The organism is Streptomyces sp. YKOK-I1, assembly GCF_054660435.1.
Genome location: NZ_BAAGDR010000001.1, coordinates 7,772,293 through 7,785,419, shown reverse-complemented (window position 1 = coordinate 7,785,419; position 13,127 = coordinate 7,772,293). Strand labels below are relative to the sequence as shown.

12 protein-coding genes are annotated in these 13,127 nt (G+C 73.4%); 8 read left to right on the top strand and 4 right to left on the bottom strand.

Annotated features, from left to right (window positions below; genetic code table 11):
* Positions 1-40: 40 nt before the first annotated feature.
* The 5 genes from ACYQ8Q_RS34625 to ACYQ8Q_RS34605 all read left to right on the top strand — a co-directional run bounded on the left by ACYQ8Q_RS34625 (position 41) and on the right by ACYQ8Q_RS34605 (position 5,887).
* A complete protein-coding gene (locus ACYQ8Q_RS34625; protein WP_460070574.1) occupies positions 41-793 on the top strand; it encodes a peptidyl-tRNA hydrolase in 753 nt (250 codons plus the stop codon).
* Between the two features lie 88 nt (positions 794-881).
* Positions 882-2,435 carry an MbnB/TglH/ChrH family RiPP precursor modification enzyme gene (locus ACYQ8Q_RS34620; RefSeq protein ID WP_460070573.1) on the top strand — a complete coding sequence of 518 codons (1,554 nt, stop codon included), beginning with the start codon at positions 882-884 and terminating at the stop codon, positions 2,433-2,435.
* A gap of 114 nt (positions 2,436-2,549) precedes the next feature.
* Positions 2,550-3,260, top strand: coding sequence for a DUF4142 domain-containing protein (locus ACYQ8Q_RS34615; RefSeq protein WP_460070572.1), 711 nt, complete (start codon positions 2,550-2,552; stop codon positions 3,258-3,260).
* Between the two features lie 90 nt (positions 3,261-3,350).
* Positions 3,351-4,145 carry a TIGR04222 domain-containing membrane protein gene (locus ACYQ8Q_RS34610; protein ID WP_460070571.1) on the top strand — a complete coding sequence of 265 codons (795 nt, stop codon included), beginning with the start codon at positions 3,351-3,353 and terminating at the stop codon, positions 4,143-4,145.
* Positions 4,146-4,276: 131 nt separating this feature from the next.
* Positions 4,277-5,887 (top strand): alpha/beta hydrolase, encoded by a 1,611-nt coding sequence (locus ACYQ8Q_RS34605; protein WP_460070570.1) that lies wholly within the window; start codon positions 4,277-4,279, stop codon positions 5,885-5,887.
* Between the two features lie 71 nt (positions 5,888-5,958).
* Here the strand turns inward: ACYQ8Q_RS34605 and hemQ are convergent, their stop codons facing one another.
* Both hemQ and hemG read right to left on the bottom strand, forming a co-directional pair.
* The gene (hemQ, locus tag ACYQ8Q_RS34600; RefSeq protein WP_460070569.1) at positions 5,959-6,690 is read right to left on the bottom strand and encodes a hydrogen peroxide-dependent heme synthase; all 732 of its coding nucleotides are present in this window, start codon (positions 6,688-6,690) and stop codon (positions 5,959-5,961) included.
* 5 nt (positions 6,691-6,695) lie between these two features.
* Positions 6,696-8,150: a protoporphyrinogen oxidase gene (hemG, locus tag ACYQ8Q_RS34595; protein ID WP_460070567.1), complete on the bottom strand. Its 1,455-nt coding sequence runs from the start codon at positions 8,148-8,150 to the stop codon at positions 6,696-6,698.
* A gap of 159 nt (positions 8,151-8,309) precedes the next feature.
* On the opposite strand from hemG, the gene ACYQ8Q_RS34590 reads away from it, so the two are divergent.
* On the top strand, positions 8,310-9,215 hold the full coding sequence (locus ACYQ8Q_RS34590; RefSeq protein ID WP_460070566.1) for a DUF4349 domain-containing protein: 906 nt from the start codon (positions 8,310-8,312) through the stop codon (positions 9,213-9,215).
* A gap of 27 nt (positions 9,216-9,242) precedes the next feature.
* Positions 9,243-10,646 carry an FAD-dependent oxidoreductase gene (locus tag ACYQ8Q_RS34585; RefSeq protein ID WP_460070564.1) on the top strand — a complete coding sequence of 468 codons (1,404 nt, stop codon included), beginning with the start codon at positions 9,243-9,245 and terminating at the stop codon, positions 10,644-10,646.
* 79 nt (positions 10,647-10,725) lie between these two features.
* Here the strand turns inward: ACYQ8Q_RS34585 and ACYQ8Q_RS34580 are convergent, their stop codons facing one another.
* Entirely contained in the window at positions 10,726-10,995 is a 270-nt protein-coding gene (locus tag ACYQ8Q_RS34580; protein WP_460070563.1) for a hypothetical protein, read from the bottom strand.
* A gap of 125 nt (positions 10,996-11,120) precedes the next feature.
* Here ACYQ8Q_RS34580 and ACYQ8Q_RS34575 point away from each other — a divergent pair, with 125 nt between their 5' ends.
* Positions 11,121-11,930: a rhomboid family intramembrane serine protease gene (locus ACYQ8Q_RS34575; protein WP_460070562.1), complete on the top strand. Its 810-nt coding sequence runs from the start codon at positions 11,121-11,123 to the stop codon at positions 11,928-11,930.
* A gap of 4 nt (positions 11,931-11,934) precedes the next feature.
* Here ACYQ8Q_RS34575 and hemE read toward each other — a convergent pair whose 3' ends face one another.
* On the bottom strand, positions 11,935-13,002 hold the full coding sequence (gene hemE / locus ACYQ8Q_RS34570; RefSeq protein WP_460070561.1) for a uroporphyrinogen decarboxylase: 1,068 nt from the start codon (positions 13,000-13,002) through the stop codon (positions 11,935-11,937).
* Positions 13,003-13,127 lie beyond the last annotated feature (125 nt).

Genomic DNA, 13,127 nt, shown 5'->3' with positions numbered 1-13,127 from the left:
GGCGGAGCCGCACATCGACACAGCCCCGCGCCCCTTAGGGTTGGCTGGTGTGAGCCTTGATCATCAGCCCCCCGAGGACAGTCCCTTCCAGTCCGAGGCCAGTCTTCGCGACTCCGCGCCTCAGTACGTCCTCCCCCTGGTCGTGCGCATGGAAAGGAGCGCGCCGCCCGCTCGTACCGACGCGCTCGAGACCGCCGCCCGGGCCGTGCTCGTGATGCTCGGCGACGAGAGGTCGCTGGGCGACGGGGAATGGGCACAGGCCGTGCGGGACTGGCAGGACGCCCGGATCCGCAAGGTCGTGCGGCGGGCCCGTGGGGCCGAGTGGCGGCGTGCCGAGGCGCTGGACGGGGTCACCGTGGGCGGGAAGAGCGCCGAGGTGCGGGTGTTTCCGCCGGTGCCGCTGGACGGGTGGCCCAAGGATCTGGCCCGGCTCCAGGTCTCCGGGACCGATCTCGACGACCCCGAGCCGCCGGCCGGGACCGAGCCCGGGGTTCCGGTCATCTGGCTGAACCCGGAGCTCGACATGTCCGCCGGGAAGGCGATGGCGCAGGCCGGGCACGGTGCCCAGCTCGCCTGGTGGGAGCTGTCGGAGGAGGAGCGGAGCGCCTGGCGTGCGTCCGGTTTCGCGCTCGCCGTGCGGACCGCCGACCCCGCGCGGTGGCGCGAGCTCACGACGAGCGGGCTGCCGCTGGTGCGGGACGCGGGGTTCACCGAGATCGCGCCGGGCAGCTGCACCGTCGTGGCGGATCATCCGGCCCTGCGCCGAGCGCGCCCGGCCGAACCTCAAATGTAGCTCTGAAGGTGGGCGCCGGGTGGTTCGGCGGTCGGCGGCGGGGTCATACCACCGTCACCACCGAGGGGGGACCAAGGAGGCGGTGACCATGACACGACTGGGAACGGGCATAGGCTGGCGGCCGGAGATCGCGGACGCGGTGGAGCGGATGCCGGGCATCGACTGGGTCGAGGTCGTGGCGGAGAACACCTGCCCCGGACACCTCCCCGCCTCCCTGACGCGGCTGCGCGAGCGCGGGGTCACCGTCGTCCCGCACGGCGTCGGCCTGGGGCTCGGCGGTGCCGAACGGCCCGACGAGGGGCGGCTCGCGGCCCTCGCCGAGCGGGCCTCGGTCCTGGGGTCGCCGCTGGTCACCGAGCACATCGCGTTCGTCCGCGCGGGCGGCCCGCTGACCGCGACCCCGCGGCTGGAGGCCGGTCATCTGCTGCCGGTGCCGCGCACCCGGGACGCTCTCGACGTGCTCTGCGAGAACGTCCGTGTCGCGCAGGACGCGCTGCCCGTGCCGCTGGCCGTCGAGAACATCGCCGCGCTGATCGCCTGGCCGGGCGAGGAGATGACGGAGGGGCAGTTCCTGTACGAGCTGGCCGACCGGACGGGCGTACGGCTGCTCATCGACGTGGCGAACCTGTACACCAATCACGTCAACCGCGGCGAGGACCCCGCCGGGGCGCTCGACGAGCTGCCCCTGGAGGCCCTCGCCTACGTCCATGTCGCGGGCGGGTTCGCCCGGGACGGCGTCTGGCACGACAGCCACGCCCATCCCGTGCCGCGTCCGGTCCTCGACATCCTGACCGACCTCGCGTCCCGGGTCTCGCCGCCCGGGGTGCTGCTGGAGCGCGACGAGAACTTCCCCGAACCCGCCGTACTGGAGCTGGAGTTGGAGGCGATCCGGGACGCGGTGCGGGACGGGGAGCGGCTCGCGGTCAAGCGGGAGCTGATCCGGCTCGGCCGGGACGCGCGGGCGGCGGCGGGGGCGGCACGGACCGGACAGGGCGCGCCGGTGGGACGAGGCGAGTCAAGCGGAGTCGGCGTGGGCGTCGGAGTCGGCGTCGAACTGGGCGTCGGCGAAGGTGGCGGCGGCGGGACGCGAACGGCGGTCGCGCCGGCGCCCGCGTCCGCCGTCACGGTGGCGTCTCCCCTCGCGTCCGCCGTCGCGGTCGCCCCCGCCGCCGCGTCGGCACCGGCACCCATCCCCGGCATCGGCGTCGGCGTCGGCGTCGGCGTCGATGACCTGACGCGGCAGCGGCTCGGGCTCGCCCAGGCCGCGCTGTTGTCCGCGCTCGTCGCGGGGACGCCGGTGCCGGAGGGCTTCGACCGGGTGCGGATCGGGGTGCAGGCGCGGGCGCTGGCGGCGAAGCGGGCCGGGGTGGTGGCCAAGGTGGCGCCGGAGCTGCCGGTCCTCCTCGGCGACGGGTACCGGGCGGCGTTCCTCGCGTACGCCCAGGGCCATCCGATGCGCGGCGGCTACCGGCAGGACGCCCTGGACTTCGTCGAGCGGGTGCTGCTGGACGGGTCGCCGGCGCAGGGGCGGGTCCGGCGGGAGCTGCGCACCTGGTGGCAGGACCGGTCGGGACCGGCGCCGCGGTCGGGGTCGCGGCTGGCGCGGGCGGCACGGGCGGGCCGGGCGCTGATCCGGCGCTAGCCAGGGCGTTCACCGTTCCTTCACCCCTGCGGGGAGGCCAAGTTGCCGGGGCAGTAATATGCCTTTTCGCACCCGAAACGCACTGGCGTGCGGTGCCGTGAGCAGGAGGCCCCCATGCGACCGCGACCCCCCGTCAAGGGCAGAGGCATCTTCAGCGGGACCGGGATCATCGTGACCGGCCTGGCCGCGACCTGCGTGGCGTTGTTCATCCCCGTCGCGTCGTACTCGAACCAGTCGTCCACCGGGTCGGCCGGGGCGGACGTACTGAACGCGCAGACCGTGCTCACGCAGTACGGTCCGCTGTCCGAGCTCGACCGGGAGTTCGTCACGAAGGTCCGGCTGGCCGGGCTGTGGGAGCTGCCCGCCGGTCAGCTGGCGCAGCGCAAGGGCACGACCGAGGCCGTACGGACCGCCGGGCAGCACCTCGTCGAGGGGCACACGTTCCTGGACGAGCGGGTGCGGGACGTGGCCGCGAAGCTGGGGCTCGGTCTGCCGAACGAGCCGGGCGACCAGCAGAAGGCCTGGCTGGCGGAGCTGAACGCGGCGCAGGGCGTGGACTTCGACCGGAAGTTCGCCAACATCCTGCGGCTGGCGCACGGCCGGGTGTTCACCGTCGTCGCACAGGTGCGGGCCGGTACCCAGAACTCGCTGGTGCGGGCGCTCGCCGACGACGCCAACACGACCGTTCTGGACCACATCGAGATCCTTGAGGCCACCGGGTACGTGGACTTCGAGTCCCTGGCCCGGGACCTTGCGGCGACCGGCACGCCCACGCCCACGGCCAGCCCCGGGGTCGTGGTGCCGCTGACGCCGTCGCCGTCCTGAGCCAAGCGGAACGTCACATACCCACAACGCTCCGTCCGGATGATGAACAGGGCATGGCGTTTTCCCGTGTACACGGCATAGAAACGTGACATGTTCTGGGTCCTTCTCCTGCTGTTGGCCTGGGCGGCCGCGGGCACGGCGTGCACCCGGCTGTGCCTGGCCGCCGTCCGTGCGGCGGCCGTGGACACCGAGGACGCGAGCGCGAGCCGGGGACACGACCTGACGCTCTACGAGGCGGCCTTCCTGTCCGGCGGACCCGGCCGGGTCGCCGATCTGACGATGGTGTCGATGGCCCGGCAGCGGCGGCTGCTGCTCGCCCGCACCGGCTGGGCGACCGTCGTGGACCCGCGCGGACGCGACGAGATGGAGCGGTCGGTGATCGGGGCCATCGGGCCCGAGGGGCAGTCCCGGATCGCGCCGGCGCGGGCCGGTGCGGCGTCCGCCGACGCGGTGCGCGGTCTCGCCGACCGGCTGGTCAGCGCGGGGCTCGCGGTGCCCGACGGGGCCCGTACGACGGTCGAGGCCGGGGTGCGTCAGGTGCGGCTGGCGGCCGGGGTCGTCCTGGCGGTGGGCGCGGTGGCGCTGCTGATGCCGGTGCCCTCCGACGGTACGGGGATGCCGCGCGGGCTGATCGCCCTGTGGTTCGCGCTGCCCCTGGCGCTCACCCTGAGCTGTCTGGCGATAGCGCGGGTCGAGGTGCATCCCTACGCACGCTGGGCCTCGCCCGCCGGGCAGCGCCTGCTGGGCACCCTGGCCCGGCGGGCCGGCGACCCCGGCGGCACCGGGGGCGACGACCGTTCGTATCTGACGTCCGTGGCCGTTCTCGGCATCCGCGCGGTCGACGAGCCCGATCTGCGCGCCGCGTTCGCCCACCGCGAGCCCTGACCCCCGCGCGTTCCCCTTCCCGGGGGCGCACTTGGAGCATTGGCGCCGACACCCGGGGGCGGTGCTTGCCTTGCCGCACGGCCGTCCGAAACATCCCTTCTGTCGCCGCCGCGCATCGAAGGGACACGCGAATGAGAGCCGCCGCGCTCTACTCGGCCATGGGAGCCCTGCTCCTGACCACCCTCTCCGCCGCCCCCGCCGGCGGCCTTCCCGCCACCCCGGGCGCCTCCGGCTCCGCGCGGGCCGGCACCGCTCCCGCCGGTGTCGCGCTCGCCGCCGCCCGGGCCGCCGCCCGGGGCATCGCCTTCGGCACGTGCTCCGACGCCCAGGATCTGCCCAGCAGCATGCAGTGCGGCACGGTCGGCGTCCCGCTCGACTACGCGCGGCCGAACGGCAAGCAGATCCAACTGACCGTCAGCCGGGTCAGGGCCACCCAGCGGGACCCGCACAACAGCAAGCACCGGATGCCCCGCAAGGGCGCGCTGGTCTTCAACCCGGGCGGCCCGGGCGGCTCCGGGCTGTACTTCCCGCTGGCCGGCCTGCTCCCGGAGTGGAAGCGCATCGGCGCGGCGTACGACCTCGTCGGCTACGACCCGCGCGGCGTCGGCCGCTCCGCCCCGGTGTCCTGCCAGGACCCCAAGAACTTCTTCAAGGGCCCCTCCCCGGCGCCCGTCCACCCGTCCGAGTCGTACAAGCGGGAGCGGATCGCCGAGGCGAAGGCGTACGCGCGCGGCTGCGCCGAGCGGTCCGGCAGCGGGCTGCGGCACTACAACTCGATCAACAACGCCCGTGACCTGGACGTGCTGCGGGCCGCGCTGGGCGAGAAACAGCTGAACTTCATGGGGGCGTCGTACGGCAGCTACTTCGGGGCGGTGTACGCCACCCTGTTCCCCTCGCACGTACGGCGGATGGTGTTCGACGCGGCGGTCAACCCGGACCCGGAGCGGATCTGGTACCGCAACAACCTCGACCAGTCGATGGCGTTCGAGAGCCGCTGGACCGACTTCCGGGAGTGGGTCGCGAGGCACGACAAGGTGTACCGGCTGGGCGACACGCCCGAGAAGGTGCTGGCCAGCTATGAGCGGGCCCGGGCCCGGCTGGCCGCGGAGCCGGCCGGTGGGAAGGTCGGACCGGCGCAGCTCCAGAGCGCGTTCCTGCAGGCCGGGTACTACGACGACTACTGGCCGCACCGGGCGCAGGCGCTGTCGGACTATCTGAGGGGCGACCCGAAGGAGCTGATCGCGCAGGCCGGGCCGGTGACCGAGGCCGCGGCCGAGTCGGAGAACTCCGCCGCCGTCTACACGGCCGTGGAGTGCAACGACGGGCCCTGGCCGACGGACTTCAAGGTGTGGGACCGCGACAACACCCGGCTCGCGCGCGTGGCGCCGTTCGAGACCTGGGACAACGTATGGGCGAACCTGCCCTGCGCGTACTGGCCGACGGCCCGGCAGAAGCCGGTGGACGTGCGGACCGGGCCCGGCGAGCTGCCGCCGACGCTGATCCTCGCCTCCGAGCGGGACGCCGCCGCGCCGTATGACGGGGCGCTGGAGATGCACCGTCGCCTGTCGGGGTCGGTGCTGGTGACCGAGCGGGACTCCGGAACGCACGGCATCGCGGGCGGGCCCAACCAGTGCGTCAACGGGCATCTCGACGCGTATCTGCTGGAGGACCGGGTGCCCTCGCGGCGGGCCGCCTGTGCGGGGCATGTGGAGCCGGCTCCGGTTGCTCCGAAGAAGAAGTGACGTGAGGCCGTGGGGAACTGCGGGCCGGTCGTGGCCGGTCGCGCAGTTCCCCGCGCCCCTTTCGGGGCGCCTTACGCGAGGCCTGCGATCAGGTCCCCCACCGACTTGCGGCGGCCCGTGTAGAACGGGACCTCCTCGCGGACGTGCATCCGGGCCTCCGAGGCGCGCAGGTGACGCATGAGGTCGACGATGCGGTACAGCTCGTCGGCCTCGAAGGCGAGGATCCACTCGTAGTCGCCGAGGGAGAAGGACGCGACCGTGTTGGCGCGGACGTCCGGGTAGCCGCGGGCCATCTTGCCGTGGTCGGCGAGCATCCGGCGGCGGTCCTCGTCGGGCAGCAGGTACCAGTCGTAGCTGCGGACGAAGGGGTAGACGCTGACATAGTCGCGGGGCGTCTCGTCGGCGAGGAACGCCGGGATGTGGGAGCGGTTGAACTCGGCGGGGCGGTGCAGCGCCATGTTCGACCAGACCGGCTCCAGGGCGCGGCCCAGCCGGGTGCGGCGGAACAGGTTGTACGCCTCCTGGAGCTGGTCGCTGGTCTCGGCGTGCCACCAGATCATGACGTCGGCGTCGGCGCGCAGGCCGGACACGTCGTACGTGCCGCGGATCGTCACGTCCTTGGCGGCGAGCTGGTCGAACAGCTCCTGGACCTCGTCGGCGTAGCCCGTACGGTCCTCGGGCAGCACGTCCTTCAGCCTGAAGACCGACCACAGCGTGTAGCGGATGACCTCGTTGAGGTCCTTGGCCAGCTTGCCCTTGTTCGGGATCCTGCCGGACTCGGTGGTGGGGGCGTCGTCACTCATGGTTCTCATTCTCCTGCTCCGCCGTGCAGACTTTGCACCGGGTGGGCGGTGAGCTCCTGTACGGCGCTCAGGTCGCCGTGGATCTGGTCGACGGCCGCGTGGGCGCTCGCGATGCACGCGGGGACGCCGACGCCGTCGTACTGCGCGCCGCACACCGCGAGGCCCGGCAGCTTCGCCACGTGCTCGCGGATGCGGGCCACGCGCGCGTGGTGGCCGACGGGGTACTGGGGCAGGCCGTCCGTCCAGCGGGTGACCCGGGTCTCCACGGGCGTGGCGGTCAGGCCGGTGGCCTCGCGCAGGTCGTGGCGGGAGACCTCGACGAGGCCGGCGTCGTCGCGGCCGAGGATCTCCGTCTCGCCGTACCGCCCGACGGAGGTGCGCAGCACCAGCACGTCCGGGTCCTCGTCGGCGATCCAGCCCCACTTCTGCGAGGCGAACGTCGACGCCTTGATGGTGTGGCCGTCGACCGGCGGGACGAGGAAGCCGCTGCCCTCGGGCAGGGCGGCCTCGGAACGGCGGTAGGCGAGGGTGACCAGGGCCATCGAGGCGTACTCGACGGTGCGCAGTTCGGCGGCGGCGGCCGGGGACTCGGCGGCCAGCAGCGCGGCGGCGGCGGGCGCGGGCACGGCGAGGACCACGGCGTCCGCGTGCAGCACGCGCTCACCGGTGGTGACCTGCCAGCCGCCGGGCTCGCGGCGCAGGCCGGTGACGGGCACGCGCGTGTGGATCTCGCCGCCCCGTGCCCGGACCGACTCCGCGACCGCGAGCGGCAGCCGGCCCACCCCGCCCTCGACGCCCGTGAACACCGGTCCGGTCTGCTGCTGCGCGGCGGCCTTCGCCTGGATCTCGCGGACGGCCTCGGTCAACGACGTGTGCGTGAGCGCCGCCTGGAACAGCTGTGGTACGGCCGAGCGCATCGAGATGCGGTAGGCGTCCCCGGCGTACACCCCGCCGAGGAGGGGTTCGATCAGACGGTCGACGACCTCGCGGCCCAGCCGGGCCGCCACGTACTCCCCGACCGCGACGTCCTCGCCGACCTCCGTGCGCGGCAGGTCGGCGTCGCGTTCGATGCGGGCGAGTCCCTCGTCGGACAGCACGCCGGACAGGGCCGCCGCGGTGCCGGGGACGCCCATGACATGGCCCTTGGGCATGGGGCGCAGCGCGCCGCGGGTCCAGATCGAGGCAGTGGCGGTGGCGGGCGGCTGCAGCAGGTCCGTCAGTCCCGCCTCGCGCGCGAGGGCGACCGCCTCGGGGCGGCGGGCCAGCAGCGACTCGGCGCCGAGGTCCACGCGGACGCCCGCGATCTCGCCGGGCAGCAGCTTGCCGCCGACCCGCTCGGAGGCCTCCAGGACGGTCACCCGCGCCCCGCGCGCCAGCAGCCGGTGGGCCGCGGCCAGGCCTGCGATGCCGGCTCCGATGACGACGACGTGCTGCCCCGCACGCGAACCCGTTGCGCTCATGTCCCCCACTCTCTCAGACCCCACCGACACCGCCGCCAGGGCCATGTGGCCCCTCCGAGTCCCGACCGTGACCGCTTCGGAACCGATTCCGTCCAACGTCCCGGCCCGCCCCGGCGTCGAAGGAACGTCAGTCGTCTCAACCCTCGGGGGTACGTCCACATGCACGCACGACGATCCGCACGGCCCGTCCACGCCCTGGCCGGCGTCCTGCTGGCCGCCGCACTCGCGCTCACCGGGTGCAGCGGCGCGAGCGACTCGGGAGGCGACAGCGCGAGCCTCGCCGACAAGGCCGCCGCCGGCGAGGCCGCCCGGTCCGACGCCAAGGCGGGCGCCGGGGCGAGCGGCTCCCAGGCCTCTTCCGGGGCCTCTTCCGCGCCGAAGCTCACCGCGAACCGGATCATCCGCACCGCCTCGCTGAGCGTGCGGGTCAAGGACGTTCCCAAGGCCCTCGACGAGGCCCGTACGACCACCGAGAACGCGGGCGGCTACGTCGGCGACGAGAGCACGAACCGGGACGGGGACGGCACCGAGCGCACCCGGGTCGTCCTGCGGGTGCCCGTCGAGCGGTACGACGAGGTCCTCGCCGACCTCCAGGGCGCGGGTGAGCTGCTGGAGCGTACGGCGAAGGCCCAGGACGTCACCGACCAGGTCGTCGACGTCGACAGCCGCATCACGTCCCAGCGGGCCAGCGTCGCCCGAATCCGCGAGCTCATGGACCGGGCCACCAAACTGAGCGACGTGGTCACCCTGGAGGGTGAACTGAGCAGCCGGGAGGCCGACCTGGAGGCGCTGCTCGCCCAGCAGGCGTCCCTGAAGGACCGCACCAGCCTGGCGACGATCACGCTGAGCCTGTCGGAGAAGCCGGCCCCGAAGGCGGCCGAGGACGACGACCCCGGCTTCCTGGACGCGCTGGCGGGCGGCTGGGGCGCGTTCGTGAGCGTGCTGCGCTGGATCACCGTGGCCTTCGGCGCGGTGCTGCCGTTCCTCGTGGTGGCCGTGCTGCTGGTCCTGGCCTGGCTGCGGCTGCCGCGCCGCCGGACGCCGCGCGGGCCCGAGGGGGACTGAAGTGCGCCTCCCCCGTAGCGTGTTCGTATGAGCATGCCTGCGCGGGAACGACTGGTCGTGATCGGCGGTGACGCCGCGGGCATGTCCGCGGCGTCCCAGGCCCGCCGTCTCAAGGGGCAGGAGGAGCTGGAGATCGTCGCGTTCGAGCGCGGTCACTTCACCTCGTACTCCGCGTGCGGGATCCCTTACTGGGTGGGCGGCGACGTCACCGACCGGGACGACCTGATCGCCCGCACCCCCGAGGAGCACCGCGCGCGCGGGATCGACCTGCGGCTGCGCACCGAGGTCACGGAGATCGACGTGCCCGGACGGCGGGTACGCGCGCGTGACGTCGATTCCGGGGACGCGTCCTGGACGTCGTACGACAAGCTCGTGATCGCGACCGGGGCACGCCCGGTCCGCCCGGACCTGCCGGGCGTGGACGCCCCCGGTGTGCACGGGGTGCAGACGCTGGACGACGGCCAGGCGCTGCTGGACACGCTGGCCCGCGCGCGGGGGAGGCGGGCCGTGGTCGTCGGCGCGGGCTACATCGGCGTGGAGATGGCCGAGGCGCTCATCAACCGCGGCTACGAGGTGACCGTCGTCAACCGCGGCAGCGAGCCGATGTCCACCCTGGACCCGGACATGGGCCGGCTGGTCCACCGGGCCATGGAGGGCCTCGGCATCACCATGGTCAACGACGCCGAGGTCACCGCACTGCCCACCGGCGAGGACGGCCGGGTGCGGGCGGTGGTCACGAAGGACGCCGAGTACCCGGCGGACGTGGTCGTCCTCGGTATCGGCGTCCGCCCCGAGACCGCCCTCGCCGAAGCCGCCGGCCTGCCTCTGGGCGCCCACGGCGGTCTGCTCACCGACCTGGCGATGCGGGTGCGCGGCCCCCTTGGCGACGGGGTCATCTGGGCGGGCGGCGACTGCGTGGAGGTCCTCGACCTGGTCTCCGGGCAGGAGCGGCACATCGCCCTCGGTACCCACGCCAACAAGCACGGCCAGATCATCGGTACCAACGCCGGCGGCGGCTACGCCACCTTCCCCGGTGTCGTCGGGACCGCCGTCAGCAAGGTCTGCGACCTGGAGATCGCCCGTACGGGTCTGCGCGAGAAGGACGCGCGCAGGGTGGGCCTCCAGTACGAGACGGTCACCATCGAGTCCACGAGCCGCGCCGGCTACTACCCCGGCGCCTCCCCCATGACGGTCAAGATGCTCGCGGAACGCCGCACGGGCCGCCTCCTGGGCGTCCAGATCGTCGGCAGGGAGGGCGCGGCCAAGCGGGTCGACATCGCGGCAGTGGCCCTGACGGCCGGGATGACGGTGGAACAGATGACAGCCCTGGACCTGGGCTACGCCCCACCGTTCAGCCCGGTCTGGGACCCGGTCCTGGTGGCGGCCAGAAAAGCGGCAACTAGGCTACGAGGGTCAGGCCAGCCGACGTAGGGGCGCGGGGCTGTGTCGATTTGCGGCTCCGCCGCGTGGGCGCGACCAGCCCCCACGCACCCGCGCCCGACAACGTTCCTTACGCGGTACCAAGCCGCGGCAGCGCGGAGACCGGCGCCGCGGCGACAACCTGCTCCGCCGGCTTGGCATGCGCGGCAGCCGCAGGCCGCGACCGCAGCCGGTGCGACACGGCCTCGTCCAGCGTCACCGGTCGCTGCATCTGCGAAGCGAGCCGCCCGGCCTCCTGGCCGAGCCGGGCCACGTCCTCCCAGGGCAGCCGGATGACCAGGGCGATCTCCGCCTCGCCGTCGGGCGTGGCGTGCATCGCGGGGGTAACTCGGTCGTTCATCGCCTGTTCCTCACGTCGTCCCCGCGGTCCGCCTTCCCCGGGCCGCGGGCGGTTGCCGGTTCATACGCGGCCACCGCGGAGCGCGTTCACCGATTCGACGAACGGATCGGGGGCAGTACTTCCTTGTGGTCATCCCCGTCCATGACGTGAACCCGGTGCGCCGCACGCCCGTGGTGACGTACGCGTTGATCGCGGCGAACGTGCTGGTCTTCTGGTTCATGCCGGGTCTGTCGGGCTCCGTGGCCGGCGACAGCGCCCTGGCGCAGACCTGCCATCTGCACGCCTTCCTGGAGCACTACGCGGCCGTGCCGCGCGAGTTGATCCACGATCAGCTCCCGCAGCTCGTACCGACGGGCGGCGTCCGCGGCGGCGGCTGTCTGCTGGGCCCGCCGGACTACACCAAGTCGCCGGTGCTGAGCGTGTTCACGGCGATGTTCCTGCACGGCGGCTGGCTGCACCTGCTGGGCAACATGCTGTTCCTGCTGATCTTCGGGAACAACATCGAGGACCGCATGGGCCACCTCCGCTTCGCGCTGTTCTACGTCGCCTGCGGCTATGCGGCGTCGTACGGCTTCGCGCTGCTGAACGCCGACTCCACCGATCCGCTGATCGGCGCGTCCGGGGCGATCGCGGGGGTGCTCGGCGCCTATCTGGTGCTGTATCCGAGGGCCAGGGTGTGGGTGCTGGTGCCGTTCCTGGTCTTCCTGCCGCTGCGGCTGCCTGCCTGGCTGGTGCTGGGCTTCTGGTTCGGGCTCCAGGCGGTGTACTCCTCCGGCGAGGGGGTCTCCGAGGCGGGCACCGTGGCGTACGCGGCGCATGTCGTCGGCTTCCTCACGGGCATGCTGCTGGCCTGGCCGCTCAAGCCGGGCACCCCGCCGCCCCCGGAGCCGCGCGGGCTGCTGTTCGGCAGACGGGCCCGGCCCCGGCACACGTGATGACTCAGCGGGCCGTCTGCGTGTGGACGTACTCCACGAGGCGGGTGAGCGCGTCCGGGTCGGTGGACGGCATCACGCCGTGGCCGAGGTTGAAGACATGGCCCTCCAGGCCGGCGGCCGCGTCGAGGACCTCGCGGGCCTTGGTCTCGACGGCCTCGGTGCCGGCGAACAGGACGGTCGAGTCGAGGTTGCCCTGGAGCGCCTTGCCGGGGCCGACCCGGCGGGCGGCCTCGTCCAGCGGGACGCGCCAGTCGACGCCGACGACGTCCGCGCCGGCCTCGCCCATGAGGTGCAGCAGCTCGCCGGTGCCGACGCCGAAGTGGATGCGCGGGACGCCGTAGGACTCGACGGCGCGGAAGACCTTCGCGGAGGCGGGCAGCACCGAGCGGCGGTAGTCGGCCGGGGCGAGGGCGCCCGCCCAGGAGTCGAACAGCTGGACGGCGCTCGCGCCCGCCTCGATCTGGACCTTCAGGAACGCGGAGGTGATCTCGGCGAGACGGTCGAGGAGGTCGGCCCAGAGCTGCGGGTCGCCGTACATCATCGCCTTGGCGTTCTCGTACGTGCGCGACGGGCCGCCCTCGACGAGGTAGCTCGCGAGGGTGAACGGCGCGCCCGCGAAGCCAATCAGCGGGGTGGCGCCGAGCTCGGCGGTGAGCAGACCGACCGCCTCGGTGACGTAGGAGACGTCCTCGGGGGTGAGGTCACGGAGCTGGGCGAGGTCGGCGCGGGTGCGGATCGGGTGCTCGACGACCGGGCCGACGCCGGGCTTGATGTCGAGGTCGACGCCGATGGCCTTGAGCGGGACGACGATGTCGCTGTAGTAGATCGCGGCGTCGACGTTGTGCCGGCGCACGGGCTGGAGCGTGATCTCGGTGACCAGCTCGGGCCGCGTGCACGACTCCAGCATGGGGATGCCCTCGCGGACCTTGCGGTACTCCGGCAGCGAGCGGCCCGCCTGGCGCATGAACCACACGGGGGTGTGCGGCACGGGTTCGCGCCTGCACGCCTTCAGGAAGGGGCTGTCGTACGTCGCTGTCGGCTGCCGGCCCGCGGGGCTCTCGTTCGCGCTCACGACGGCAAGTCTCGCACGGCGCCGGAGCCGGTGGAGCCGCCCCCACCGCCTCCCGCCGTGCCTGCGAGACACCCGTTCGGCCCTTGCGGGCGGGGGGCGTGTTCGCCCAGCGCGCAGCCGCCCGC